The sequence below is a fragment of the Achromobacter sp. HZ34 genome, assembly GCF_002209485.1.
In the GTDB taxonomy this organism is placed as follows: domain Bacteria; phylum Pseudomonadota; class Gammaproteobacteria; order Burkholderiales; family Burkholderiaceae_B; genus Bordetella_C.
This window is the reverse complement of sequence record NZ_NJIX01000003.1, coordinates 761529-787918: the sequence shown is the minus strand read 5'-3', so window position 1 is coordinate 787918 and position 26390 is coordinate 761529. Positions and strand designations below refer to the sequence as shown.

Sequence of the window (26390 nt, the reverse complement as noted above, 5' to 3'; positions counted from 1 at the left end):
AAAAAAGCGGAATCCCCCATTCTTTCAGTAAATGGGGAATTCCGCTTCGACCGTCGGAACAGCTTCCGGATGGCGCCTATCGATTAAGGGCTACCGTCCGGTTGATATCCGACAGATGGGTGCCGAAAGGCTTAATCACGGCGACCGGCAAAGCCGGGCTTGTCGAAACGCTTGGCAGGACCGTCACCGCGCTTTTCGAAAGCAGGCCGGGCCGGACGGGCATAACCTTCGCTGCGACCGTGGCTGGGAGCGCCTTCACGGCGCTCGGCGCGGAAGCCGCCTTCAGGACGGGCACCGCCTTCGGGACGGGCACCACCTTCACGGCGGAAGCCACCTTCGGAGCGGTAGCCGCCTTCGGGACGGGCACCGCCTTCACGACGGAAGCCACCTTCAGGACGGGCACCGCCTTCGCGGCGGAAGCCGCCTTCAGGACGAGCACCACCTTCGCGACGGAAGCCGCCGGGGCGGCCATCCGCTTCAGGACGGGCACCGCCTTCGCGACGGAAGCCGCCTTCCGAACGGAAGCCGCCCTCGGGACGGCCGCCTTCACGGCGGAATCCACCCTCGGGACGAGCGCCGCCTTCGAAGCGCGGGCGCTCGGAGCGGAAGCCTTCGGAACGGGCCGCGTCGTCGGCACGGAAGCCGCCGCGTTCAGCACGGTCGTTGCGGAAACCACCGCCTTCAGGACGGGCACCGCCTTCGCTGCGGAAGCCGCCTTGCGGACGGTCGCCACCGCGCCAGCCGCCCTGGGGACGATCACCGCCGAAGGAGGGACGGTCACCGCCACCGAACGAACGGGGACGGTCGCCGCCTTGGTAGGGACGGCCCTGGCCCTGCGGGCGCTTGCCGCCGAAGCTGCGCTTGCCACCACGATCGCCGCCTTCATAAGGACGCGGCGCGCGCTTGGGTTCCAGGCCGGCGATGACTTGCGGCGCGATGGTCTGGCCGATGAAATGTTCGATACGGCGCACCTTGTGGCGTTCCGAATGCGTGGCCAGCGTGTAGGCCAGGCCACTGCGACCAGCGCGGCCGGTACGGCCGATGCGGTGCACGTAGTCTTCGGCCTGCATCGGCAGGTCATAGTTGACGGCGTGGCTGATGCCTTGCACGTCGATGCCGCGGGCCGCCACGTCGGTGGCCACCAGCACGCGCAACTGGCCGCGTTGCAGCAGGCCCAGCGTGCGGGTGCGCTGGCGTTGGTTCATGTCGCCGTGCAGGGCCGCGGCGGCGAAACCCTGGTCGGTCAGCTGGTTCGCCAGATCGTCAGCGCCGCGCTTGGTGGCGGTGAAGACGATGGCCTGGTCCAGGCTGGCATCGCGCAGCACGTGGTCCAGCAACTGCTTCTTGTGATCCTGGTCGTCGGCGTACAGCAGGCTCTGGGTGATGTTGCCGTGCTTTTCCTTGGCGCCGGCGATCTCGATACGTTGCGGATCGCGCATCATCTTCGAGGCGAGGCGTGCAACGCTGCCGTCCAGCGTGGCCGAGAACAGCAGGGTCTGGCGTTCGGCGGGCAGGCGGCTGAGGATGGTTTCGATGTCTTCGATGAAGCCCATGTCCAGCATGCGGTCGGCTTCGTCGAGCACCAGGGTGTGCACGGTGTTCAGCTTGACGCGGCCCGACTGCAGGTGATCCAGCAGACGGCCCGGGGTGGCTACCAGCACGTCGACACGACGCGACAGGGCCTTGAGCTGGGCACCGTAGGGCATGCCGCCGACGACGATGGTCGTACGCAGGTCGGCGATGTTGCGGCCGTAGATGCGGGTGGCATCGTTGACCTGCATGGCCAGTTCACGGGTAGGGGTCAGCACCAGCACTTGCACGCCGACACCCTTGTTGGCGGGCTGTTGGGCGATGCGGTTCAGGGCCGGCAGCATGAAGGCGGCGGTCTTGCCGCTGCCGGTCTGCGACGAGACCATCAGGTCACGACCAGCCAGGGCCTGCGGAATGGCGGCCATCTGGACGGGCGTGGGGATGGTGAAGCCGGCGGTCTTCACCGCGGACAACAGCGTGGGGGCCAGGCCCAGGGTATCGAAGGAAGATTCGACAGCGGTCTCGATCGCGGTTTCGGTCGAGGAATCAATAGACGTTTCGAAAGACATTACTTGCCCTTGCCACTTGATAAGCGGCAATAAATGCGCGGACGGCTACAGGGATAGGAGGCCGAGTCCAGGCGCGGTTGAGTGAGCATCGAAGCCGACCGGATCAACCATGCGCGGGACGCGTTCCTAAGAACTGAACGCTGGGCGAAAGGAAAGGGGTCAGGAAGCGATGAAGTTCGGCTTGGGCCGGGATTCTGTTTTACCCGGCTGCGACTGCATGACTACCGAACCCGGAGACTCGGTGCGCAAAGGCTAGTGCGATGCGGAAACCGGTCGAAGGCGCGTGAAAGTGCCGAAACTTGAGTGGTGCAGCGCGCAAATCATAACCTGAATTCGTTTTGTAATGCCAGCTTTTTATCGGGCAAACCCCAATCGACAATTTTTTGTCCTTGAGATTCAAGCCAATCATTGGCCTTTTTGAAGTGGCCGCAGCCGAGGAAAGGCAGGGGCGGACGCAGAGCCGAGAGGGGGGAAGGATGGTTCGCCGTCAGGACCAGATGCCTGTTGTCCGCCGGCAACAGAGCCTGTTTGGCCTGGGCATGGGCGCCCCACAGCAGGAAGACCTTGGGATGCGGCTCGCGCGCCACCAGGCGGATCAGGGCGTCGGTGACCATTTCCCAGCCGCGCTTGGCGTGGGAAGCGGGTTGGCCGTCCTCTACCGTCAGCGATGTGTTCAGGAGCAGCACACCCTGTTCGGTCCAGGGGGTGAGATCGTTGGCGGCGACCGGGGCGTCCGGGTATTCGGCGGCGATCTGCTTGAGGATGTTGCGCAGGCTGGGCGGGCGGCGTTCCTCATCCGGCACCGAGAACGCCAGGCCCTGGGCCTGGCCGGGGCCGTGGTAGGGATCCTGGCCCAGGATCACCACGCGGACGTCGGCGGGCGCCAGGCCGTGCAGGGCACGGAAGGGCTGGGCCGGATAGATGGTGGCACCCTCGGCCAGGCGGCGCGTGAGCAGCGCATCGAGGTTGTCCAGGGCCTGGGCCACGGCGGGCTCGCGCAGGGCGGCGGCCCAGGTGTCGGGCAGGCCGGCGAGTTGCTCGGCCAGGGGTGTCTTCAGGCGGTTGTCGTTGGGCATGGCCGCCATTGTGCCAAAGCCAGGAGAGGAAACTGAAATCGAGCCTTTACGGGAGCTGCCGCCCCCGCAGCCCGGTGCTTTTACCCTTCCACGAAAGCTGCCCGCCCGCCGGCGGGCGGGCAACGGAATCCGGGCTGACCGGTGCTATTGCTCAATAGCAGATGATGTCCACCGATCCGCCTGGACGCTTGCGGTCGCTCAGGTATTGGGTCATGTCGCACTGGCTGATGTTGCTGGCCAGCTTGCGGATGGCGATCAGGTTGGTGTCGGTGTAGCTGCAGCCTATCCAATAGTCTTCCTGCTGGCCGCCATGCTGCTGGAAGCGCCACGTCGACGAATAACCCTTGGGCGTGCGCTTCTCGATGTCCGGCGACAGGGACGCCATGTCCTGGGGATCGCCGGAGAAGAATGTCACCGCCTGCAGGTGATGGCTGGCATCGCGGCGCGGATCGGCCATCAGCGTCCAGCCCTGCGGCGTGTTCACCGGCGTCTGCGTGATCGCCATCATGGCCGGGCAGGGCGTGTTGTTGACCGGGCGCGCGGCCCAGGCGGCCGGGGCCAGCAGCAGGGCGGCCAGCAATAGGGGCAGGCGGCCCGGGGCTTGGGCGCGGGCCCGTGCGCGGCCCTGGACGCGTGCCGAGGCGTGCGCTGGGTCGCGGGCTTGGTCGTTACGGGACATGGACTTCAACATAAGTATTCCTGTGACTGCGGGACGGATGCCCTGGCGGCCGGGGCGGCGCGACGGCAAACGGAGGCATGGCGGCATCTGGCGGCAAGCGGCACCGCGCCGCCGGCCGGCCGGCGGCTGCATCAATGGCGCGACATGGCGCCCAGGGCTTCGAGCAGGCGGTTGCGGTAGCGCTGCATCAGGCTTTGCAGACGCGTCATGCGGGCATGCCATTCCTCGGATTCGGCACCGGGCGCCACGCGCGGCGCCGCCCAGACGGCGTCGGGAAAATGGCGGTCGCCGCGCCAGCGCGGAATCACATGCCAATGCAGGTGCGGCACCATATTCCCCAGCGAGGCCAGGTTGATCTTGTCCGGGTGGAAGATCTCGCGCTGCACTTCCTCTACCGTCCACACTGTCTGCATGACCAATTCCCGGCCATGGCGCGACAGGCTGGTCATCTCTGGAATATGGGAATTCCAGATGACGCGCGTGTAACCCGGATAGTCGGCATCGTCGACCTCCACTACGCGCAGATGGTCGCCGCGCCAGAGCAGGGCGCCCCCGGGTTGCTGGCAGAGAGGACAGTCGGGTTGCAGAGTGGTCATAAGGATCAGGCCGCCGGCAGGCTGTGGATAAACGGTTTATACCAAGATCGCTTTATAGCAAGATGGCTTTATAGCAAGATCGGTAGCGGCCGCGTATCAAGATCAATCACGTCCCAGCGCTTTTTCCACGGTCTCGACGATGTGTTCCAGCACCTGCAGGCGCGCCAGCCGTTTGTCGTCGGTGGCGACGATGTGCCAGCGTGCCATCGGCGTATCGGTGCGCGCGATCATTTCGTTGGCGGCGGTCAGGTAGTCCGGCCATTTGCGCCGGTTGCGCCAGTCGTCCTGCGTGATCTTGAAGGTCTTGTAGGGCGACTCTTCCCGTTCGCGGAAACGATGCAGCTGCTCCTTGCGGCTGATCGCCATCCAGAACTTGATGACGATGGCGCCATGCCCGGCCAGTTGTCCTTCGAAGTCGTTGATCTCGCCATAGGCGCGTTTCCAGCAGGCTGGAGGGGTGAAACCTTCCACGCGTTCCACCAGCACGCGGCCGTACCAGGAGCGGTCGAAGATGGCGACGCGGCCCAGGCGCGGCACGCGGCGCCAGAAGCGCCACAGGTAGGGCCGCGACAGCTCGTGGGGGGACGGCGCCGCCACGGGCGTGATCTCGTAATGGCGCGCGTCCAGCGGCTGGGTGACGCGGCGGATGGCGCCGCCCTTGCCGGCGGCATCCTGGCCTTCGAACGCCAGCACCAGGGAACGCTGGCGGAATGCCGGGTCGCGCATGGCGCGCGCCAGGCGGCCCTGCAGCGCGCCCAGGCGGCTTTCGTAGTCGTCCTTGTCGACGTTGGCGCTGAAGTCGAGCTTGCCCAGCACGTCGCGGCGGGCGGCCTGGCCCGCGCCGGCCACGGCGGCGGCCGGCACCCGGATGGCGCCGCGCTGCAGCGCGTGCAGCACCGCCTGCGCGGCGGCTACCGCGCGCTGGTTGTCGTCGGCGCTGGGTATCACCACCCAGGGCGCATGGGGGCTGTCGGTACGGCTGATCGCGTGATGGCCGGATTCGCGCAGGCGATCGAAATGCTTCTGCGCCAGCAGGTCTTCCGGCAGCACCTGCCAGGCGGTTTCAGGCGAGGCCAGCAGGCGCTTGCTGCGAGCCTTCTGCGCCTTGGGTGACAGGTGGAACCACAGCTTGAGAACCTGCACACCATCGGCCGCCAGCTGGTTTTCGAAGCGGCGGATGCCGGTGGCCAGGGCGTCCAGGCGTTCCGTATCGGGATGCTTGCGCGCACCTTCGAACAGCAGCGGCGCGTACCAGGAGCCGAACACGATGCCGGTGCGCCCCTTCGCCGGCAGGGCGCTCCAGTAGCGCCAGAAGGCGGGCAACTGGCGCTCCAGGTCGTCCGGCGGACCGAAACCCTGGGTGCGGATGTGGCGCGGGTCCATCCACTCGTTGAGCAGGTTGACCGTGGCGCCCTTGCCCGCGCCGTCGATGCCGGCCACGACGATCAACAGGGCCCGCTCGCCCGCCTGCAGGCGGGCATACTGCGCCTTGACCAAGGCGGTGCGCAGCCGCGTTTCCTGCTTCTTGAACGCTTCGCGGCTGAGACTGGGATCGGCTTCGGCTTCTGCAAACATGCGATGGGCGGGGGGAGGGTTGTCGGTGCGAGGGATGGTGAACCATTCCGAAGGCCAGGGCAAGCGCAGGGCTGATGCGCCCATCTGGCGCACTTCGCGTCCTTACTCCGGTCTTGGAGCTACCTGGGGATGCCGCCATTTCCGGCATGGGCCCGATGCTATGCTTTGCTGCACTGGAGATCCGACATGACACAAGACGCTCAAGCCAACGCCGCGCCCCGGCTTACTTCCCTGTCCCACGGCGGTGGCTGTGGCTGCAAGATTGCGCCCGGGATCCTGTCCGATCTGCTGGCGCGCTTCGGTCCGGCCATGGCCCATCCCCAGCTGATGGTGGGCACCGAGACCGCCGACGATGCCGCCGTCTATCGCCTGAACGACGAACAGGCGCTGATCGCGACGACGGATTTCTTCATGCCCATCGTCGACGATCCCTATGACTTCGGCCGCATCGCCGCCACCAACGCACTGTCCGATGTGTACGCCATGGGCGGCACGCCCATCATGGCCCTGGCCATCGTCGGCATGCCGATCAACGTGCTGCCGCACGAGACCATCGCGCAGATCCTGAAGGGTGGCCAGGACGTGTGCGCCCAGGCCGGCATTCCGGTCGCGGGCGGGCACACGATCGACTCGGTCGAACCCATCTACGGCCTGGCCGCCATGGGCCTGGTGCATCCGGCGCGGGTGAAGCGCAACGCCGACGCGCGCGCCGGCGACGTGCTGGTCCTGAGCAAGCCGCTGGGCGTGGGCGTGCTGTCGGCGGCCTTGAAGAAGAACCATCTGGACGAGGATGGCTACCGCGCCATGATCGCCAGCACCACTCGCTTGAACACCCCTGGCCCCGCGCTGGCGGCTTTGCCGGGCGTGCATGCCATCACCGACGTGACCGGCTTCGGCCTGCTTGGCCATACGCTGGAGATGGCGCGCGGCGCGGGCCTGACGGCGCGCCTGCGCCTGGCCGGCCTGCCGTGGCTGCCCAAGGTGCAGCAGCTGGCGCGCGAGGGTTACGTGACCGGGGCGTCGGGCCGCAACTGGACGTCCTATGGCCAGGCCATCCGCCTGGGCGCTGGCGTCGACGATGTCGCCCGCGCGCTGCTGACCGATCCGCAGACTTCCGGCGGCTTGCTGGTGTCTTGCGCGCCGGATGCCGTGGATGCGGTCATGAAGACGCTGGCCGCGCAGGGCTTCGACACCGCCGCGGTGGTGGGTGAAATGGCCGCGGGTGAGCCCGTGGTCCAGGTCGAGTAGGCCTTACTCGGGCCGAACTAGCAACGCCCCAACGCCCCAACGCCCCAACGCTCCAACGCTCCAACGCTCCAACGCTCCAACGCTCCAGCGCCCCAGCGCCCCAGCGCCCCAGCGCCCCAGCGCCCCAGCGCCCCAACGCCCCAACGCCAGCCATGCACCCGCGGGATCGTCGGGCCGTCGAACCGCCGGTCACGCACGGGCGCGCGTGGCCTGGCGGCGCGGCTTGCGTTCCAGCATCAGCGCATACAACTGCGCGGCCGCCGCCGGCAGGCTGGCGCCGCGCCGCTTGACCAGATAGATGCGCCGCACCAGTCCCGGCATGCGCAAGGGCCGGCTGACCAGGTCGGGCCGTTCGAATTCATACAGCGTCAGGGCCGGCACCACCGTGATGCCGATGCCGGCGGAGATCATGCCGGTGACCGTGGCCAATTGCTCGACCTCCATCACGGTCTTCATGGGATAGGGGTGGAAGGCCCGTTCCAGCTGCAGCCGCACGCTGTGCGAGCGGGCCAGGTGGATGAAGGGCGCCGCCGACAGATCGCGCAGGCCGATTTCGCGCTGGCGCGCCAGCGGATGGTCCGCCTTGCACACCAGGTGAAAGCGGTCGTTGCACAGGAGCCGCGCCTCCAGGTCCTGCGCCTGCACCCCCGACGAAGCCAGGGCAAAGTCCGCGCGCCCGGTGCGCACCCGTTCCAGACAGGGCGCCGACAGCACGTCGGCCAGCTCGATGTCGATGGCCGGATAGCGCTGGCGGAATTCCGCGAAGATGCCCGGCAGCCAGCCCGCCGCGATCGAAGGCAGGGCCGCCACCGAGACGCGCCCTTTGCTCAACGTGGCATGGCCGCGGAAGTCGTCGATCATTTCGTCGAAGTCGTTGAGCATGCGCCGCACCGACGATTCCAGCAGCTGCCCTTGCGGTGTCAGTTCGACGTTGCGCGTGTTGCGGTCGAACAGGCGGTAACCCAGCGTGTCCTCGATGGCGCGGATCAGGGAGCTGAAGGCGGATTGGGACAAATGGCATTGCACGGCGGCGCGGGTGAAGCTGCGCTGCTCGGCCAAGGCCAGGAAGGCACGCAGATCCCGGGTCGAGAGATTTATCTCTTTCATCGCATAATCGTCCCAAATTTTCTGTTTCTCCAATTCTAGCCGCCGCGATACATTAGGCTCCACGTCGATCTGCCTTCATGGCAATCGCCTGGCACGGGCAGGCCCGCGCGAGGTGTTTTCCAGAAGAGGCGGGTTCCGAATGCTGGCAGGTCCATAAGAAAATCTTTACGCCGGCGCCCCAAGGAGACAAGACAAATGACCCCCACCACCCGTCGCACGGTGCTGCGCGCGCTGGCGGCCGCCCCCGCCCTGTATCTTGGCGTGCCGCGCTACGCACGCGCCGCCGCCGAGTTCTCGTACAAGTACGCGCACAACCTGCCGATGACGCACCCGCTGCACATCCGCGCGCAGCAGGCCGTCGACCGTATCAAGAAAGAATCCAACGGCCGCCTGGATATCGCCATCTTCCCCAATAACCAATTGGGCGGCGACACCGACATGCTGTCGCAGGTGCGTAGCGGGGGCATCGAATTGTTCACGCCGTCGGCGCTGGTGATCGCCACCGTGGTGCCGGTGGCCGCCATCAACGCCGTGGGCTTCGCCTTTTCGGACTACGCCCAGGTGTGGAAGGCCATGGACGGCAAGCTGGGCACCCATGTGCGCGAAGGCATCGCCAAGGCAAATCTTTATGCCTTCGAGAAGATGTGGGACAACGGTTTCCGCCAGGTGACCACCAGCAACAAGCCCATCGCCAGCGCCAAGGATCTGGACGGCATCAAGATCCGCGTGCCGGTAAGCCCGCTGTCGATCTCCATGTTCAAGTCCCTGTCGGCCGCGCCGGCCAGCCTGCAATTCAGCGAGGTCTATTCGGCCCTGCAGACCCGCATCGTCGACGCGCAGGAAAACCCGTTGCCCATCATCCAGGCGGCCAAGCTGTTCGAAGTGCAGAAGTACTGCTCGCTGACCAACCACATCTGGGACGGCTATTGGTTCATCGCCAACGGCCGCGCCTTCAAGCGCCTGCCGCCGGATCTGCAGAAGCTGTGGGAAACCGCCTTCAACGAAGCGGGCATGCAGCAGCGCGACGACCTGCGCAAGATGAACGAGTCCATCCAGGCCGACCTGGAAAGCAAGGGACTGAAGTTCAACCGCCCGGGCGCCGACAGCTTCCAGGCGGCCTTGCGCCAGTCCGGCTTCTACGCCGAATGGAAGGGCAAGTTCGGCGACCAGGCCTGGAGCCTGCTGGAAGACGCCGTCGGTAAGCTGGCGTAAGCGGGGCAGGCCATGCAAGTGTCCGCCGCCCCCTATGCCGGCTCCACAGGTGCCGTCGCGGCGTCAGGGGGGGTCATCGCCCGCTGCGAACGCCTGCTCGGCCTGGCGGTGGAAATCCCGGCCGCCGTGCTGGTGCTGGCCGAGATCTTCGTCCTGCTCGCCGGCGTGATCGCCCGCTACGCCTTTCATGCGCCGCTGGTGTGGGGCGATGAACTGGCGTCCATCCTGTTCCTGTGGCTGTCCATGCTGGGCGCCGTGGTGGCGCTGCGGCGTGGCGAGCATATGCGCATGACGGCGCTGCTGGCGCGTTGCGCGCCGGGCACGCGGGCCTGGCTCGACACGGTGGCCATCGCCGCGTCGCTGGCGTTCCTGGTGGTGGTCCTGCCGCATGCGTTCGAGTATGCGTCCGAAGAGGCCATCGTCACCACGCCGGCGCTGGAGATTTCCAATGCCTGGCGCGCGTCGGCCTTGCCCATCGGCTTCGGCCTGATGGCGGTGTTCGCGCTGCTGCGCCTGCTGCGGGTGGGCAGCGCACGGCAGGCGGTGGGCGCGGTGGCCACGGTGGCGGTGATCATCGGCCTGTTCATGCTGGCGCAGCCGCTGCTGGCGGGCCTGGGCAAGATCAACCTGGTCATCTTCTTTGTCGGTGTGGTGGCGGCCAATGTGTTCCTGGGCGTGCCCATCGCGTTTTCCTTCGCCTTGGCGACGTTCGGCTATCTTGCGCTGACCACGCACACGCCCATGATGGTGCTGGTGGGCCGCATGGACGAGGGCATGTCGCACCTGATCCTGCTGGCGGTGCCCATGTTCATCTTCCTGGGACTGTTGATCGAGATGACCGGCATGGCGCGCGCCATGATCGGCTTCCTCGCCAGCCTGCTGGGCCATGTGCGCGGCGGCCTGTCCTATGTGCTGATCGGCGCCATGTACCTGGTGTCGGGCATCTCCGGATCCAAGGTGGCGGACATGGCGGCGGTGGCGCCGGCGCTGTTCCCGGAAATGAAGCAGCGGGGCGCGCGGCCCGGCAATCTTGCCGCGCTGCTGTCCTGCACGGGCGCACAGACGGAAACCATTCCGCCCAGCATCGTGCTGATCACCATAGGGTCGGTGACCGGGGTGTCCATCGCGGCCTTGTTCACCGGCGGCCTGCTGCCCGGCGTGGCGCTGGGCCTGACGCTGGCCATCATCGTCTGGCGCCGTAGCCGTGACGAGGACCTGTCCCAGGTGCGCCGCGTGCCAGGCCGGGAGATCCTGCGCCTGATGGCCATCGCGCTGCCGGCGTTGTTGCTGCCTTTCTTCATCCGCGCGGCGGTGGTCGAAGGCGTGGCGACGGCGACCGAGGTGTCCACCCTGGGCATCGCGTATTCGGTGCTGGCGGGGCTGCTGCTGTACCGCCGCTTCGACTGGCAGCGCCTGCCGCGCATGTTGATCGACACCGCCGCGCTGGCCGGCGCCATCATCTTCATCGTGGGTGCGGCCACCGGTATGGCCTGGGGCCTGACCCAATCCGGTTTCTCGCGCGACCTGGCCGATGTCATGGCGAACCTGCCGGGCGGCGCCATCGGTTTCCTGCTGGTGTCCATCGTCGCCTTCACCATCCTGGGCAGCGTGCTGGAAGGCATTCCCGCCATCGTGCTGTTCGGACCCTTGCTGTTTCCCATCGCGCGCGCCGTCGGCGTCAACGAAGTGCATTACGCGATGGTGGTGATTCTTTCCATGGGCGTGGGCCTGTTCGCGCCGCCGTTCGGCGTCGGGTACTACGGTGCCTGCGCCATCAGCAAGGTGAATCCGGACGAGGCCATGCCTTATATGTGGGGCTATCTGGGCGCGCTGGTGATCGGCGTGCTGCTGGTGGCTTTCATCCCCTGGATTTCCACGGGTTTCCTTTGATCGAGGTTGCAACGCTATGAGTCGATTCTTTGGCGAAGTCCGGCAGGCCGGTTACGTCGTACACGATATCCATAAAGAGATGAAGCATTGGAGCGAAGTGCTGGGCATCGGTCCCTGGTACTACGCCGACCGCGTGCCGGTGAAGAATTTCCGCTACAAGGGCGAGCCTTCGCCCATCGAAGTGTCGGTCGCCCTGGCCAATTCCGGACCTTTGCAGATCGAGCTGATCCAGCAGCGCAATGACGCGCCGTCCATGTACAAGGCGTTTCTCGACGCCGGCCGCACGGGCTTGCAGCATCTGGCCTACTGGACCGAGAACTTCGACGCCGACGTGGCGCGGCTGCAGGCGCAAGGCCTGAAGGTGGGCATGAGCGGCGAGGTGGGCGAACGGGGCCGCTACGTCTATTACGAAACCGAAACCCATCCCGGGACCGTCATCGAGTTGTCCGAAGTGGCAGGTCCCAAGGGCAAGTTGTTCAAGCTGATTCGCGAAGCGTCGACAGGCTGGGACGGCAAGGATGCGGTGCGTCCCTTTCCCGACCTTGCCACGCTGTAACCCGCTAGAACAGGCCACGCCATGAATGATGTCTCCCGCGCGGATTTCCGCGCCACGTATCTGATCGAAACTCCCTTTCCCCTGGAGCAGGCCGCCGAGGTGCTGGCGGGCGAGCAATCCAGCGGCACCTTCGTGCGCGTGGCCGGCGAGACCGATGACCTGCGGGCGCGTTCGCGCGCCGTGGTGACGTCCATCCAGCAGCTGGGCGAGTCCGATGTGCCCAGCCTGCCCAATGCCTACCTGGAACGGCGCGGTGTGGGCGGCCCTTACCGGCAGGCGCGCATCACCGTTTCCTTTCCCATCGACAACGTCGGCGCCAACCTGCCGACGCTGGCGGCCACGGTTGGCGGCAATATCTATGACCTTGGCGAGATGACCGGTGTGAAGCTGCTGTCGCTGGAACTGCCGCCGGAGTATGTGCGGCAGTTCGACGGCCCGCGCCATGGCGTGGCAGGTACGCGTGCCTTGACGGGGCGCGACGCCGGGCCCATCCTGGGCACCATCATCAAACCCAACGTGGGCATGGCGCCGACGGATACGGCCCGCACGGTGGCGACGCTGTGTGCCGCCGGGGTGGACTTCATCAAGGATGACGAGGTGATGGCCAATCCGCCGCATTCGCCCCTGGCGCAGCGGGTGGATGAGGTCATGCGGGTGATCAACGATCATGCCCAGCGCACGGGGCGCAAGGTGATGTATGCCTTCAATATTTCGGATGACCTGGATGCCATGCGGCGCCATGCCGACCTGGTGGCCAGCGCCGGCGGGACTTGCGTCATGGCCAGTTTGAACTGGTGTGGATTTTCCGCCATCCAGGCGCTGCGGCGCGGTACGCCGCTGGCGCTGCATGGGCATCGCAACGGGCTGGCGATGATGTCGCGGCATCCCGCGCTGGGCATGGACTTCCAGGCCTACCAGGCGCTGTGGCGGCTGGCGGGGGTGGATCAGTTGCACGTCAATGGGCTGGGCGGGAAGTTCTATGAAAGCGATGACAGCGTCATCGCTTCGGCGCGCGCCTGCCTGACGCCCATGGCGGGTGACGATGCCGTGATGCCGGTGTTTTCGTCGGGCCAGTGGGCCGGCACGGTGCCGGCGACGTTCGCGGCGCTGGGTGGGCAGGATCTGATCTTCCTGTCCGGGGGCGGAATCCTGGGTCACCCTGACGGGCCTGCCGCTGGCGTTCAAAGCATCCGCGATGCGTGGGATGCGGCCGTGGCGGGGATCGCCTTGCCTGAGTTCGCCCGGCAGCGGCCGGCGCTGGCGCAGGCGTTGGCGTTTTATGGTTGATGGCGTGACGCGGGGGGACGAGGCCGGGACGTTGGCCGTCTCGACGGGTGCGGCAGAGCCAGGCCGAGGGACCGACGCTGGTGCCGCGGCGGTCGCGCCCATCAGGGGCCGCGATGCGCGGCCTCGGCTTGCTTTTTATGGTGATGACTTCACCGGGTCCACGGATACGCTGGCGGCCGCGGTGTTGGGGGGATGGAGGGCGGCGCTCTTCATGGACGTGCCCAGCGCCGAGGATCTACGCCGTCATGGTGAGCTGGACTGCATAGGCGTGGCGGGCAGCGCGCGGTCCATGGCGCCGGCGGAAATGGACCGCGTGTTGCCGCGCATCTTCGCCGGGCTGGCGGCTACCGGCGCGGCGGTGCTGCATTACAAGACGTGCTCCACGTTCGATAGCGCGCCGCATATCGGCAGCATCGGCCATGCGACTGCGCTGGCACGCGGGGCGTTGGCGGAAACCGTAAGTGCGCGACCGGTGTTTATCGTCGGCGGCCAGCCCAATCTTGGGCGGTACTGCGCGTACGCAAACCTGTATGCGCGGGCGGGGCAGGACGGCAGGATCTATCGCATCGATCGCCATCCCACCATGAGCTGCCATCCCGTGACGCCCATGGACGAAGCGGACCTGCGGGTTCATCTGGGCCGGCAAGGCCTGCAAGCCTTGTCCTTCGATGCGGAGATGCTGGAGCTACCCGCCGGTGAACAGGATGCGCGCCTGGATGCGATGTTGAACAGTGGCGCTGAAGCCGTGCTGTTCGACGTGACGCGGCCCGCGCATCTGGCGGCGATAGGGCGCCTGCTATGCGCGCGTTGTCCGTCCGCCGGGCCATTGCTGGCGGCGGGCCCGACCGGTGTCGTGCAGGCGTTGCTTGCCGCGTCTTCGGTAGTGCCGCATGCGGCTGCCGAATCAGCCGTCGCGGACGCTGCGCTCGTGCCTGCCGCGGCCTCACCCGCCACGGCTGCCGGCGGGACGGTCTCCGTCGCGCAAACCTTCATCATGGCGGGCAGCCGTTCGCCCGTGACCGCGGCGCAGATCAAGCGCGCCGAGCAGGATGGCTTCGTGTCCGTCGGCGTTGATCCTGCCGCGCTGGCCAGCCATGGCGAGCGCAAGGACGATGAGCCTGTGGATGACTCGTCCCACGGCGATCGAGGACAGCCTTCCATTCAAACCCAGGACACCATCACTGGAGTCCTGATTCAGATCACCGAAGCACTGCGTGCGGGCCGTAGCGTGGTCGCGCACACCACGTTCGCCGATGCCAGCGCGGCCGCGCGTCCAGGCTTCACGCAAGCCTTGGCCATCGGCAGTGGCCGCCTGATGAAGGAAGTGCTGCGCCGCCATCCCTTGCAGCGGGTCGGCTTCGCGGGCGGCGACACCTCCAGCCTGGCCGTGCAATCCTGGGGCATCACCGCGCTGACCCTGGCCTACGTCCTGGCCCCCGGGGTCGCCGTCTGCCGCATCGACGCGCCCGGCCAGCCCCTGGACGGCGTGGAACTGATGCTCAAGGGCGGCCAGATGGGCCCTCCAACCCTGTTCTCCGACCTCCTGGCCGGCGTCAGCTTTCGAGCTTAGGCAAAACCGCAGCAAACGACGCGCGGTGCGGTCGTGACGGCGGCGACGGCCGTCGCGCCTGCATGCGCCAGGCGGCCCGCGCTTCCCCCGGTACGCGTACTTCCGACCATCACGCGGCCAATGCGATGGAGACGGGTTCGTTGGCTTCGCAGGCGCGCAGGGCGCGGTGCAGGCGGATGATGCCTTCGGTGATCTGCGCTTCGTTCATCGTGGCGAAGGACAGGCGCATCGCTTGTTCGTCGGCCTGCGTCGGGTCGCCATAGAACGCATTGCCGGGAACGTAGACGATCTCGTGTTCGATGGCATAAGGCAGCAGGCGGGTGCTGTCGATGGTGCCGGTCAGGCGGCCCCAGCAGAACATGCCGCCTTGCGGCTGCAGGAACGTGATCTCATCGCCCATGTGCGTACGCAAGGCATCGCCCAGGGCGGCACAGCGCGATCCATAGGCAGCGCGGATGCGCGGGACGTGACGCTCATAGTGGCCATCGGCCAGGTACTGCGCGACGATTTCCTGGATCCAGGCCGAACACGCCATGTCGTCGGCTGCCTTCGCGCCCGTGCAGCGGCGCCGCACTTCAGCCGGGGCGATCATCCAGCCGATGCGCAAGCCGGGCGCCATGGTCTTGGACATGCTGGAGATATACACCGCCCATTTACGCGCCTCGCCCGTGGCCAGGGCCAGGATGGGCGGCACTGCCTCGCCGGAGAAACGCAGCTCGCCGTAAGGGTCGTCCTCCACCAGCAGGAAGCCGTGCTCGACGGCCAGTTCCAGCAGGCGCAAGCGCTTCTCGCGCGTGAGCGTGGCACCGCAGGGATTGGAAAACGTGGCAACCACGCTGACCAGCTTGGGCTTATGGATTTCCGCCATGCTCGCCAGCGCTTCGATGTCCACACCTTCCGGGCCGGACGGCACCGTGATCACCGTGGCGCCGGTGTGGCGCATGGTCTGCGCCGAATTCGGAAAACCGGGGCTTTCGACGAAGGCGACATCGCCCGGCTGCAACATCACGCGTGCCAGCAGCGCCAGCGCCTGCTGCGCCCCCCCGGTCACGGCCAGCTCGGTGTCCGGATCGCACTGGATGCCACGTTGCGCCGACAGACGCGCCAATGCGTGGCGCAGGCTGGCCTGGCCTTCGATGTTGGAGTACTGCAGGCAATCGACCAGCCGGGCACCCACGTTGGCGGAGGCGGCGTTCAGGCCGGCCACGTCGAACAGTTCCTGGGCGGGGTAGCCCCCTGCCATCGAGATGGTGCCGGGGCGGTTGGCGTAAGGCACCAGGCGGCGGATGGGGGAGGCGGGCGGAAACGTGAAGGGTGCCGCGAAAGCGTATTCGGGCACGGAAGAGGACGGCATGATGGTCGCTGGGATAGGACGATGATCCGCCTTGGCGGCGGGCCGGACTGCGTACGACATCCCGGCGCGGGCACTGCGGCGCGCGTGTGGCCGGTTGGCCGGTCCCACGACCGCCGCGGTAAATCTGGCTTACCGGGCATCGAGGATTCTAAACTAGAAGGGAACTGAAAATGTAGTTTTGTTACGCCGCTGTGGCAGGCCTGATTTGGCCCTGTTTTGGGGGTGATTCGCGCGAATCATCCGCTATTCTGCGGTTGGTTCATCCGGCCGTTCATTCATCCGGTCATCCGTCCGTCCCGTATCGTTCATCCCGTATCCTTCATCTGCCGTGTCTGATTCCGCCAACACTTTCACCGCCCGCCTCGCCGCCATCCAGGCGCGCATCGATACCGCATGTCTGCGCGCAGGGCGGGACCCCGCCGAGGTGGCCCTGTTGCCGGTCAGCAAGACCTTCGGTGCCGAGCTCATCCGCGCGGCTGCTGCCTGCGGATTGCGCCGGTTCGGCGAAAGCCGCATGCAGGAGGTACGGGAGAAGGCCGCGTCCCTGGCGGATGCCGCGGTGGAGTGGGTGGTGATCGGTCATCTGCAGACCAACAAGGCCAAGGACGCCGCCGCCCTGGCCGCCGAGGTGCAGTCGCTGGACCGGCTGGACCTGGCGCAGGCCTTGGACCGCCGGCTGCGTTCCGAGGGGCGGGTGCTGGACGTGCTGGTCCAGGTGAAGACTTCAGACGAGCCTTCGAAATTCGGTCTGGACGGCGCCGCCTTACCGGATTTCCTGCGCACGCTGGCGGCGGACTATCCCAGCCTGCGGGTACGGGGGCTGATGACGCTGGCGGTGAATAGCGACGACGAGCAGGCCGTACGCGCCTGCTTCCGCCGTCTGCGGGATCTGCGCGATGCGGCGCGCGCCGCCGGCCTGGTGGCGGCCTCCTGGCGGGCCGAGGGCGACCAGGGCGGCCTGGACCGGCTTTCCATGGGCATGAGCGGCGATTTCGAACTCGCGATTGAAGAAGGCTCCACCGAAGTCCGCATCGGCAGCGCCCTGTTCGGCGCCCGCGATTATCCAGCGCCCTGAGCAGCCCGGCATGCAGTGATACGGCGCGGTAGATGCCGGCCGACAGTTATCGGCCGGCCTGACGTGTCACGCCTTGTGATGAAGCGCTCGCAGCATTGCCTCACGCAAGATCGCGTTCATGCGTGTTTGATAACCGCGGCCTTGACTCTTGAGCCACGCAAGCACATCGGAATCGATGCGAACGGACGCGTGCGTCTTGGTCGGTTTGTAAAACGGATTGGGTACGGCTTTGGCCCAGAACGATTCATCTAGCGGTGGAATGTCGCTGTAATCGACCTTCTCGCCGGCTTCCTTCGATAGCTTTCGTAGCTCTGTTTCACGAGCGGCGGTCAATGCCGGCAACCCACTTTGCTTGTATCTAACCTTGCTCATAACGTTTGCGCTCCTTGCGATCAGCAGGCCGAGCGCTGATGACGCGAATGACCTCGACGCCGTCTTCTTCAAAGCGGACGGTGTGGGCGACCAATATCACCAGGACACAACGACCTGCCATGCCGATCGTTTGCCATCGTTGTTCACCATTTTCCGTACGGTCTTGGGCAGAAATAGCGAACGGATCATCGAAAACAAGTACGGCTTCCTCGAATCGAATTCCGTGCTTATGCAGGTTGGCCGCACCCTTCCGGCTGTCCCATTCAAAAATTCTTTCCATACTATAAAACACAATTTTGTATATACAAAATTGTTGTCACTTATGTTGAAGAAACGGGCCATAGCGATGGGCTCGTGGGTGGGTGGCGTTTCACGACCAGGCGTCAGCACGCGTATGAATGGAAAGAATCAATCGCCTGATAGTGGCTGTGGGGGCAGTGCGCAGATAGATGGGGGGCTCATCGTCTGGACGTTACGGGAACGGGCCGCGTTGGACAGGCGTGACTGGAACCATTGAGCAGGTCAGGTGTACGAAAAATCCGACGTTGTTTGTCGGCGCGTGCTGATGTGCGCGAGGGCTGTCTGGCTCTAGCCTTGAGCGCGCTAAGACTACGGAGCCGCGCTGCGCGGCGCACCTGTCCTTTCTCTGGTGGCCATCATGACTTCCCTCGATACCTTCGCTTCTTTCTTGCGGGCGCGCATGTTGGCGCTATTCAGCTTCGCCGCACCGCTGCCGCCGTTGCCCGTCACGGGATTGGATCGCGAGACCGAAACGACACTGCGTTCGCTGCGCAAGCGATATCGACGCGACCGTGCGTTGTTCCAGCAGGGGCTGGCGCTGCATCGCCAAGGTTTGAGCGTGGCGCAGCTCAATGCCATGTTCGACGCTGTCACGCACTACGACTGGGATATCTGGGCCGGGCCCTGCGATGTGTCCACCCTGGAAGAAAGAATCGAGCGGGATAAGATTTTGATTGCGCTGCTGATGCGGGAGTGCCAGCCTGCGCTGGAGCGTTATCCGTCGCTGATGAACTGGATCGTCAGCGATGACGCGTGAGGGGCGAATGCCTGGGGCATTTGTTGGTGATGAAGGGATTTTTATGTGGGGGGTAACCCCCCCCACGCCCCCTTCTTTGGGCTAGCGCCCCTGGCCCGCCGCCGGGTGGGCCGCGCCGAAACGGAATGCGAACGACGGTCAGGCTTAAGGCAATCTGGGGCAGAGCCAGCCGTTGCTTCGCGCGAAGCTTCGATATGCCCTATCAATGCTTCATCTGGGAATGGTCCATGCCCGACATGCCGCTCATGTCGTGGCTCATGGTGCCGCCGGGCTTGTAGCCGATCGGCTTGACCTTGAACTTCACGTCGACCGCGCCGGCGTGCTCGAACACCAGGGTGGCCGGTACTTCCTCGTCCTGCTTCAACGGCTGCTTCAGCTTCAGGAACATCAAGTGATACCCGCCCGGCGCGAACTTCACCTCGGCGCCTGGCCCCACCGCCACCGGTCCGGTGGGCCGCATGCTGGAAACGCCGTTTTCCGTGCGAGTCTCATGCACTTCCACGCTGTCGGCCACCAGTGACTTGACCGACATCAGCCGGTCCGCTTCCTTGCCCTTGTTCTCGATTTCCATATAGCCGCCGCCAACGCTCTGTCCCGGCGCAGTGGCGCGCATCCAGAGATCGTCGACCTCGATGGCGCCAGCCTTGAAATCATGGGCGTGCGCCACGCCTTGGGCAGCCAGCGCCAGCATGGCGGCAACGGCATATTTGCGGATAGTCATGCGTAAATCTCCAGATAAAGAGGCAGCGCAGAAAACAATCAGGGCCGCCGTCGCGCCAGGCTGCGGGAAGCGGCCAGCACGGCATCGGTAAGCGCCGACATGGTGTCGGAGTTTACTCGCCAGTGCTGCCAATACAGCGGCGCATCGTCAAAGGCGCGCGCGCGTAGCGGCACCAGGGTACCGGCGTCCAGCTCCTTCTGAATCAAGGCCAGCGGATTCATGGTCCAGCCCAGCCCCGCCAACGATGCCTGCACGAAGGCGCGCGCCGAAGGCAGCCACCAGATGGGCGGCTGCCAGGCCGTCTTGCCCATGATCTTGCGCGCGAAACGCGCCTGCATCGCGTCCTTGCGGTTGTACACCAGCACCGGCGCCTGTCCCAAGGTCTGCGCGTTGACGCCAGTGGCGAAATGGCGCTCATGGAATGCCGGGCTGCAGGACGCGACGTAGCGCATGCTGCCCAGCGCGTGCAGGCGGCAGCCTTGCACGGGCTCGGACAGCGTGGTGACGGCACCCAGCACGGTGCCGTTGCGCAGCAAGGTGGCGGTGTGGTCCTGGTCTTCCGCCCGTAGATCCAGCGTGGCCTGGGTGCCGTTGGAAAAGTCGATGGCCGCATCCATGAACCAGGTTTCCAGGCTGTCGTGATTCACCGCTACCGGCAGCGTGGCTTGCGGCATATCGTCGGCCAGCATGCCCAGCCGGGCCAGCGCGTCGTGTTCCAGCAAGGCCGTCTGCTCGGCGTATTGCACGATGACCTGGCCGTCGGCGGTGGGCACGGCGGGGACGGTCCGCTGCACCAGCAGGCGGCCGGTGCGGTCTTCCAGCGAGCGGATCCGCTGCGAGATGGCCGATGGTGTGACGTTCAGTGCCTGGGCGGCGCGATCGAAACTTCCCTCGCGGATGACCGCGGCCAGTGCGCGTACATGGGCGTAGTCAAGGTTCACTGTATATGGCCATTTAGAAATTTAAGGGAGGCAGGATGACAGATGAGTCGCACCAACGCTTGCCCGGTTCCGCGATGGTTTGGCGGCGGTCACGGAACCGGCCCGACCCGACCCGACCCGACCCGGCCCGACCCGACCCGGCCCGACCCGACCCGGCCCGACCCGACCCGGCCCGACCCGACCCGGCCCGACCCGACCCGGCCCGACCCGACCCGACCCGAGCCGAGCCGAGCCGAGCCGACCCGGCCCGGCCCGGCCCGACGCGACGCGACGCGACGCGACGCGACACACGACCCGACCCGACCCGCTCCGTTTCACCGTCCAGCAGCCGCGTGATCTCAATCAGGACGGCCGAGGCTGCGGCGAGCCGGTGCGGGCGCGCCGAGGCACGCAAACTCACGACATTAGAAATTCTTAATATACCTAATAAAAATTAGCTTAACTAATGTTGATGAAGTCGGCAGAATCTCGGCCATGTTTACGCTTGCCTCCTCTTCTTTTCTCGATATCCAGGCCTGGCTTGCCGGTCTGCTCACCGGCCTCGGCCTGTTCGCCGCCGTGGGCGCGCAAAGCGCCTTCATCCTGCGCCAGGGCCTGATGCGCGCACATCTGCCCAGCGTGTTGCTGGTCTGCGGCCTGGCCGACGCTGTCGTCATCTTCGCCAGCGCCCTGGGCTTGCGCGCCCTCGATCAGCAGGCGCCATGGTTGATGACGGTGCTGGGTTGGGGCGGCGCGGCTTTCCTGACGTTCTACGCCTGGCGGTCGGCCCGCCGCGCGATGCGCGCGAGCGATGGCCTGGCGCCGGCCGCGCGCGTGGCGCATACCCGACGCGGCGCGGTGCTGGGCGCCTTGGCCTTCACGTTGCTCAATCCGCATTTCTGGCTGGACATGGCCCTGGTTGGCGCGTTGGCGCATAACTTCGGCTCGGCCAGCCTGGCCTTTGCCGGCGGCGCGGTGTGCGCCAGCGTCCTGTGGCTGTTGATCCTGGGCGGCGGTGCCCGCCTGGCCGCGCCCTTGCTGCGCGATGCCCGCACCTGGCGCGTGCTGGACGGCGGCATCGCCGTGGTCATGGCCGGCATGGCCGTCCGCCTGCTGCTGCGGGTGGCATGAGATCAGGCTGGCCCGCGGCCTGCGCCGGCTGAGTGAAAACGGTGGGGAGGCCTACGTTTCCCCAACCTGCCATGCGGGCTGTGGCTCTTCGGCCCGCGCGTCATCCTTGCCCCATGCCCGGTTGGCTGACGCCAGGCGTCTGCACACCTGGCGGCGCGCAGATCGCGTTGAAGTACCAGGGCCGTGCCATCGGCGCGCCGCCGCAGGCCTGCAACAACGGCATGCACGCACGATTTCGCGCCTGAATCGCCCCCGCTGCATCGCAACTTACGCGAAGCTTGCGGCGACGCGGGCAATCCCTAGTGCGTACGGCATTGAGCCCGTGCCGCACTGTCACTATCATTTACAGCATGGCCGCCGACCATGGTTCCCGCCCGCCGGGAACGATGGGCATGCAGGCGGCCGATCAGAAGAAAGCCAGCAGGGAGACAAGAAAAGGAAATAAGCCTCACCGGCGCGCGTGGCCTCGTTGCCAACGCGCCGGGGCGGTGCGCGCCCGCGCCGCACGGCTGCAGCCAAAGACAGATTCAGTCAGCAATGGATTGAGCCGGCGATCGAGTCAGTCGTCATCAAATCAGTCAGCGATCCACTTAGCGATCAAGTCAGTCAGCGATTCAAACAGCGATTCAGTCAGGCAGGACAAGTCTCAAGAACCACGCGGTCCCACGCAGTAAAAAACATAACGGAGACAATAATGAATCATCGCATCAAGCTGCTTGTCGGCGCCTTGTCCCTCGCATGCGCGGGCGGCGCCTACGCCGCCGATCCCATCAAGATCGGTGTCAGCGGACCTTATACGGGCGGGTCTTCCTCGATGGGCGTGAGCATGCGCGACGGCGTGCGCCTGGCGGCCGAGGAAATCAACAAGAAGGGCGGCGTGCTGGGACGCCAATTGGTCCTGGTCGAACGCGACGACGAAGCCAAGAACGAACGCGGCGTGCAGATCGCGCAGGAGCTGATCAACAAGGAACAGGTCACCGCCGTCGTCGGCTACATCAACACGGGCGTGGCGCTGGCGTCCCAGCGCTTCTTCCAGGACGCCAAGATTCCGGTCTTCAACAACGTGGCCACCGGCAGCATCATCACGCACCAGTTCAAGGCCCCGGAAAACCCCGACAACTACGTCTTCCGTAACGCCGCCCATGACAGCATCCAGGCGCCGATGATCGTCGAGGAAGCCGTGGTGCGCAGCGGCTACAAGAAGGTCGCCATCCTGGCCGACTCCACCAACTACGGCCAGCTGGGCCGCGAAGATCTGGAAAAAGCCCTGGCCGCCAAGGGCGTGAAGGCCGTCGCCACGGAAAAATTCAACATCAAGGACGTCGACATGACGGCCCAGCTGCTGAAATCCAAGGAAGCGGGCGCGCAAGCCGTACTGACCTACGGCATCGGTCCGGAACTGGCGCAGATCGCCAACGGCATGGCCAAGCTGGGCTGGAAGGTGCCCATCGTCGGCAGCTGGACCTTGTCCATGGCCAACTACATCGACAATGCGGGCCCCAATGGTTCTGGCGCGCGCATGCCGCAGACCTTCATCCAGGAACCCAACACGCCCAAGCGCAAGGCCTTCATCGACGCCTACCTGGCCAAGTTCAAGCCCAAGAACAACCGCATCGATTCGCCTGTGTCGGCGGCGCAGGGCTATGACTCCATCTACCTGCTGGCCGCGGCCATCACTCAGGCCAATTCCACCGAAGGTCCCAAGGTGCGCGCCGCGCTGGAAGACCTGAAGACGCCGGTGGAAGGCGTGGTGATGACCTACGACCATCCGTTCACGCACGATGACCACGATGCCATCACCGCCAACCTGGTGGTGTTCGGCGAGGTCAAGGACGGCCGCGTGGTGTACGCCTATCCCGACGACATGAAGGCCACCGCGCAGCCGCGCAAGAAAGACACCAAGGCATCAGCGGACGCGTCGAAGTAAGCGGCATGGCAAGCGGCAAGGCCTGCCTCGCACCAAGGCCGTCCGACAGGTCGGGACCTGGATCCCGGCGACAAGCCTGAGCAGTAAACACACCCCCGCCCAGCAGGGCGGGGGGTGAGCTTCTTCGCGGAAAATCCGATGATTCTCTTGCAACTCATCTACAGCGGGATCGCCCTGGGCATGATCTACGCGGTCATCGCCTTCGGCTACCAACTGACCTTCGCCACGTCCGGCACGCTGAACTTCGGCCAGGGTGAAGCCCTGATGCTGGGCGCGCTGGTGGGCCTGACCCTGGTGGGCCTGGGCGTCAACTACTGGTTGATGATCCCCATCGTCTGCGTGTTCGGTTTCATCCAGGGTGCGGTGGTAGAGCGCATCGCCGTCCGTCCGGCCATCAAGACCCGCTCGGAATTCGGCTGGATCATGGCCACCATCGCCTTGGGCATCATCTTTCGCAACGTCGCGGAAAACGTCTGGGGCCGCGACGACCTGCCTTTTCCCTCGCCGCTGCCGGTGGCGCCCATCAAGCTGGCCGGCGCCAACGTCCTGCCCATGGAATTGCTGGTGGTGTTCGGCGCGCTGGCCATGATGCTGCTGGTGGAGCTGTTCAACCGCAAATCCATCCACGGCAAGGCCTTCGTCGCCACGTCCAATGACCGCGATGCGGCGGGCTTGATGGGCATCAACACAGGCCTGGTCATCACCTTCTCCTATGCGCTGTCGTCGCTGACCGCGGCCTTCGCCGGCGTGCTGATCGCGCCGCTGACGCTGACGGGCGCCACCATGGGCGCGGTGCTGGGCCTGAAGGCCTTCGCCGTCGCCATCATCGGCGGGCTGTCCAGCGGCACCGGCGTGGTGGTCGGCGGCCTGATCCTGGGTATCGCCGAGACCACCACCGGTTTCTATCTGTCGACCGGCTACAAGGACGTGCCAGGCCTGGTGCTGTTGCTGCTGGTGCTTGCCTTCAAACCCGCCGGCCTGTTCGGCAAGACCGCGATCAAGAAGGTCTGAGCCATGAAACCCCTTACCTTGATCGCCTCCATCCTGGGCATCGCCTTCCTGGTCGGCATGCCGCTGGCCGTGGGCAACCCGTATTACCTGCATCTCGTCGAAACCATCATGATCTACGCCATCCTGCTGTTCGGGCTGGACATCGTGGTGGGCTATACCGGCCAGGTGTCGCTGGGCCACGCCGGCCTGTTCGGCATCGGCTCCTATGTCGTGGGCGTGCTGTTCTTCCATCTGGGCTGGCCCATCTGGCTCACGCTGCCGGCGGCCATCGCCATCGCCGCCGTGTTCGGCGCCATCCTGGCCCTGCCGGCCTTGCGCGTGATCGGCCCCTACCTGGCCATGGTCACGCTGGCTTTCGGCACCATCATCCAGATCCTCATCAACGAGATGAGCTTCCTGACCGAAGGCCCGATGGGCATCAAGCTGAACAAGCCCGTCATCGGTGGCCACATGCTCGACAAGCGCGAGTACTTCTGGCTGGTCGGCGCCTTGCTGGTGCTGGCGCTGATCGTCGTGCACCGCATCCTGAAGTCGCATATCGGCCGCACCTTCGAAGCCCTGCGCGACAGCCCCATCGCGGCGGATTGCATGGGCGTGTCGGTGTACCGCTACAAGGTCGTGGCCTTCGTCATCAGCGCCGGTTTCGCCGGCCTGGCGGGCGGGCTCTATTCCTACTCCGAGCAGTACATCTCGCCCAACACCTATAACTTCGAGCTGACGATACTGTTCCTGCTGGCCATCATCATGGGTGGGCGCAAGACCCGTGTCGGCGCGCTGCTGGGCGCGGCCATCGTGGTGCTGCTGCCGAAGATGCTGGACGACATCGAAACCTTCCGCCTGATCGCCCTGGGCCTGGCGCTGCTGGTGCTGATAGGGGGCGCGGTGGCGGTCGCCAAGGGGCGCACCACGCCGCGGCGCATGGCGGTGCCGGTGGTCGGCACGGTGGCGCTGACGGTGTTCGCGTACTGGATGGAAGCCTTGACGGACTGGCGCCTGACCATCTTCGGCCTGATGATACTGTTCGTCGTGTACTACCTGCCGGACGGTATTGTCGGCTTCGTGCGCAACCTGTTCTTCAACACGCAACGCGCCGCGCTGGCGGTGAAGAAGGACCTGGTCCAGGAGACGGATGCCGTGCCGCAGACGCGTGCCGATCATGGGCAGGAGCTGCTGACGGCCAAGGGCATCCTGATGCAGTTCGGCGGGCTGCGGGCCTTGAACCAGGTCGACCTGGTGGTCAGGCGCGGGTCCATCCACGGGCTGATCGGGCCCAATGGGTCGGGCAAGAGCACCATGATGAACGTGCTGAGCGGCATCTACGTGCCCACCGCCGGCGCGGTCGAATTCGGCGGACGCTCGCTGGTGGGCCTGGTGCCGGCGCAGATCGCATCGGCCGGCGTGGCGCGCACGTTCCAGAACGTGGCGCTGTTCGGCGAGATGACCGCGCTGGAAAACGTGCTGGTGGGCCTGCACCACACCTTCCGCACCGGCCTGACCAATATCGCCTTGCGCACGCCGCGCTGGAAGCGTGAAGAGAACGAGGCGCGAGCCCGCGCCCTGGCCTTGCTGGAGTTCGTCGGCCTGGACAACCTGGCGGCCGAGGAAGCGCGCAACCTGCCTTACGGCAAGCAACGCCTGCTGGAAATCGCCCGTGCCCTGGCGCTGGATCCGCAGCTGCTGCTGCTCGATGAACCCGCGGCGGGCCTGACCGCGCCTGACATCGCCGAGCTGCTGGTGATCATCCGCAAGGTGCGCGACCATGGCATCACCCTGATCCTGATCGAACACCATATGGATGTGGTGATGGGCGTGTGCGACACCGTGTCGGTGCTGGATTTCGGACAGAAGATCGCCGAGGGGTTGCCCGCCGAGGTGCAGGCCAATCCCAAGGTGGTCGAGGCCTACCTGGGCGGCTCGGCCGCTTGAT

Annotated in this window: 24 protein-coding genes; 13 read left to right on the top strand and 11 right to left on the bottom strand. The window is 65.9% G+C overall.

Annotation, left to right across the window (positions count from 1 at the left end; genetic code table 11):
* Positions 1 to 131: 131 nt before the first annotated feature.
* From CEY05_RS15625 to pap, 5 genes are all read right to left on the bottom strand, one after another.
* Entirely contained in the window at positions 132 to 2099 is a 1968-nt protein-coding gene (locus CEY05_RS15625; protein WP_088607530.1) for a DEAD/DEAH box helicase, read from the bottom strand.
* A gap of 320 nt (positions 2100 to 2419) precedes the next feature.
* Positions 2420 to 3175, bottom strand: coding sequence for a uracil-DNA glycosylase (locus CEY05_RS15620; RefSeq protein ID WP_088599453.1), 756 nt, complete (start codon positions 3173 to 3175; stop codon positions 2420 to 2422).
* 151 nt (positions 3176 to 3326) lie between these two features.
* Positions 3327 to 3866 carry an STY0301 family protein gene (locus tag CEY05_RS15615; RefSeq protein ID WP_088599285.1) on the bottom strand — a complete coding sequence of 180 codons (540 nt, stop codon included), beginning with the start codon at positions 3864 to 3866 and terminating at the stop codon, positions 3327 to 3329.
* Positions 3867 to 3985: 119 nt separating this feature from the next.
* The gene (locus tag CEY05_RS15610) at positions 3986 to 4450 is read right to left on the bottom strand and encodes an HIT family protein (protein WP_088599284.1); all 465 of its coding nucleotides are present in this window, start codon (positions 4448 to 4450) and stop codon (positions 3986 to 3988) included.
* A gap of 102 nt (positions 4451 to 4552) precedes the next feature.
* The gene (gene pap, locus CEY05_RS15605; RefSeq protein ID WP_088599452.1) at positions 4553 to 6025 is read right to left on the bottom strand and encodes a polyphosphate:AMP phosphotransferase; all 1473 of its coding nucleotides are present in this window, start codon (positions 6023 to 6025) and stop codon (positions 4553 to 4555) included.
* Between the two features lie 186 nt (positions 6026 to 6211).
* Between pap and selD the strand changes: the two genes are divergently transcribed.
* Positions 6212 to 7273: a selenide, water dikinase SelD gene (gene selD / locus CEY05_RS15600; RefSeq protein WP_088599283.1), complete on the top strand. Its 1062-nt coding sequence runs from the start codon at positions 6212 to 6214 to the stop codon at positions 7271 to 7273.
* A 189-nt stretch (positions 7274 to 7462) separates the two neighbouring features.
* On the opposite strand, the gene CEY05_RS15595 is transcribed toward selD, so the two are convergent.
* A complete protein-coding gene (locus CEY05_RS15595) occupies positions 7463 to 8380 on the bottom strand; it encodes a LysR family transcriptional regulator (protein ID WP_088599282.1) in 918 nt (305 codons plus the stop codon).
* Between the two features lie 195 nt (positions 8381 to 8575).
* Between CEY05_RS15595 and CEY05_RS15590 the strand changes: the two genes are divergently transcribed.
* Genes CEY05_RS15590 through CEY05_RS15570 form a run of 5 tightly spaced genes read left to right on the top strand, consistent with a single transcriptional unit; the run spans position 8576 to position 14895 of the window.
* A complete protein-coding gene (locus CEY05_RS15590) occupies positions 8576 to 9592 on the top strand; it encodes a TRAP transporter substrate-binding protein (protein ID WP_088599281.1) in 1017 nt (338 codons plus the stop codon).
* A gap of 12 nt (positions 9593 to 9604) precedes the next feature.
* Positions 9605 to 11482, top strand: a complete 1878-nt coding sequence (locus CEY05_RS15585) for a TRAP transporter large permease subunit (protein WP_088599280.1) — start codon at positions 9605 to 9607, stop codon at positions 11480 to 11482.
* A 16-nt stretch (positions 11483 to 11498) separates the two neighbouring features.
* Complete coding sequence (locus tag CEY05_RS15580) at positions 11499 to 12038, top strand: VOC family protein (RefSeq protein WP_088599279.1); 540 nt, start codon at positions 11499 to 11501, stop codon at positions 12036 to 12038.
* A gap of 21 nt (positions 12039 to 12059) precedes the next feature.
* The gene (locus tag CEY05_RS15575; RefSeq protein ID WP_088599278.1) at positions 12060 to 13325 is read left to right on the top strand and encodes a ribulose-bisphosphate carboxylase large subunit family protein; all 1266 of its coding nucleotides are present in this window, start codon (positions 12060 to 12062) and stop codon (positions 13323 to 13325) included.
* The gene (locus CEY05_RS15570; protein ID WP_369825948.1) at positions 13234 to 14895 is read left to right on the top strand and encodes a four-carbon acid sugar kinase family protein; all 1662 of its coding nucleotides are present in this window, start codon (positions 13234 to 13236) and stop codon (positions 14893 to 14895) included. Before CEY05_RS15575 ends, CEY05_RS15570 begins: the two co-directional genes overlap by 92 nt.
* Positions 14896 to 15004: 109 nt before the next feature.
* On the opposite strand, the gene CEY05_RS15565 is transcribed toward CEY05_RS15570, so the two are convergent.
* Complete coding sequence (locus CEY05_RS15565; RefSeq protein WP_088599276.1) at positions 15005 to 16249, bottom strand: PLP-dependent aminotransferase family protein; 1245 nt, start codon at positions 16247 to 16249, stop codon at positions 15005 to 15007.
* Between the two features lie 328 nt (positions 16250 to 16577).
* Here CEY05_RS15565 and CEY05_RS15560 point away from each other — a divergent pair, with 328 nt between their 5' ends.
* Positions 16578 to 17324, top strand: coding sequence for a YggS family pyridoxal phosphate-dependent enzyme (locus CEY05_RS15560; RefSeq protein WP_233161534.1), 747 nt, complete (start codon positions 16578 to 16580; stop codon positions 17322 to 17324).
* 66 nt (positions 17325 to 17390) lie between these two features.
* On the opposite strand, the gene CEY05_RS15555 is transcribed toward CEY05_RS15560, so the two are convergent.
* Both CEY05_RS15555 and CEY05_RS15550 read right to left on the bottom strand, forming a co-directional pair.
* Positions 17391 to 17696, bottom strand: coding sequence for a BrnA antitoxin family protein (locus CEY05_RS15555; RefSeq protein WP_088599274.1), 306 nt, complete (start codon positions 17694 to 17696; stop codon positions 17391 to 17393).
* The gene (locus CEY05_RS15550; RefSeq protein WP_088599273.1) at positions 17683 to 17976 is read right to left on the bottom strand and encodes a BrnT family toxin; all 294 of its coding nucleotides are present in this window, start codon (positions 17974 to 17976) and stop codon (positions 17683 to 17685) included. The genes CEY05_RS15555 and CEY05_RS15550 overlap by 14 nt, the downstream gene beginning before the upstream one ends.
* A gap of 378 nt (positions 17977 to 18354) precedes the next feature.
* On the opposite strand from CEY05_RS15550, the gene CEY05_RS15545 reads away from it, so the two are divergent.
* Complete coding sequence (locus CEY05_RS15545) at positions 18355 to 18753, top strand: hypothetical protein (protein ID WP_143220452.1); 399 nt, start codon at positions 18355 to 18357, stop codon at positions 18751 to 18753.
* Between the two features lie 202 nt (positions 18754 to 18955).
* Here the strand turns inward: CEY05_RS15545 and CEY05_RS15540 are convergent, their stop codons facing one another.
* On the bottom strand, positions 18956 to 19474 hold the full coding sequence (locus CEY05_RS15540) for a copper chaperone PCu(A)C (protein WP_088599271.1): 519 nt from the start codon (positions 19472 to 19474) through the stop codon (positions 18956 to 18958).
* 38 nt (positions 19475 to 19512) lie between these two features.
* On the bottom strand, positions 19513 to 20415 hold the full coding sequence (locus tag CEY05_RS15535; protein WP_088599270.1) for a LysR family transcriptional regulator ArgP: 903 nt from the start codon (positions 20413 to 20415) through the stop codon (positions 19513 to 19515).
* Positions 20416 to 20889: 474 nt separating this feature from the next.
* On the opposite strand from CEY05_RS15535, the gene CEY05_RS15525 reads away from it, so the two are divergent.
* From CEY05_RS15525 to CEY05_RS15510, 5 genes are all read left to right on the top strand, one after another.
* Positions 20890 to 21525: a LysE/ArgO family amino acid transporter gene (locus tag CEY05_RS15525; protein WP_088599179.1), complete on the top strand. Its 636-nt coding sequence runs from the start codon at positions 20890 to 20892 to the stop codon at positions 21523 to 21525.
* 113 nt (positions 21526 to 21638) lie between these two features.
* Positions 21639 to 21770, top strand: coding sequence for a hypothetical protein (locus tag CEY05_RS31925; protein ID WP_255407768.1), 132 nt, complete (start codon positions 21639 to 21641; stop codon positions 21768 to 21770).
* Positions 21771 to 22219: 449 nt separating this feature from the next.
* Positions 22220 to 23452: an ABC transporter substrate-binding protein gene (locus tag CEY05_RS15520; protein ID WP_088599178.1), complete on the top strand. Its 1233-nt coding sequence runs from the start codon at positions 22220 to 22222 to the stop codon at positions 23450 to 23452.
* 138 nt (positions 23453 to 23590) lie between these two features.
* Entirely contained in the window at positions 23591 to 24463 is an 873-nt protein-coding gene (locus tag CEY05_RS15515; RefSeq protein WP_088599177.1) for a branched-chain amino acid ABC transporter permease, read from the top strand.
* Positions 24464 to 24466: 3 nt separating this feature from the next.
* The gene (locus tag CEY05_RS15510) at positions 24467 to 26389 is read left to right on the top strand and encodes an ATP-binding cassette domain-containing protein (RefSeq protein ID WP_088599176.1); all 1923 of its coding nucleotides are present in this window, start codon (positions 24467 to 24469) and stop codon (positions 26387 to 26389) included.
* The last annotated feature ends 1 nt before the right edge of the window (position 26390 follow it).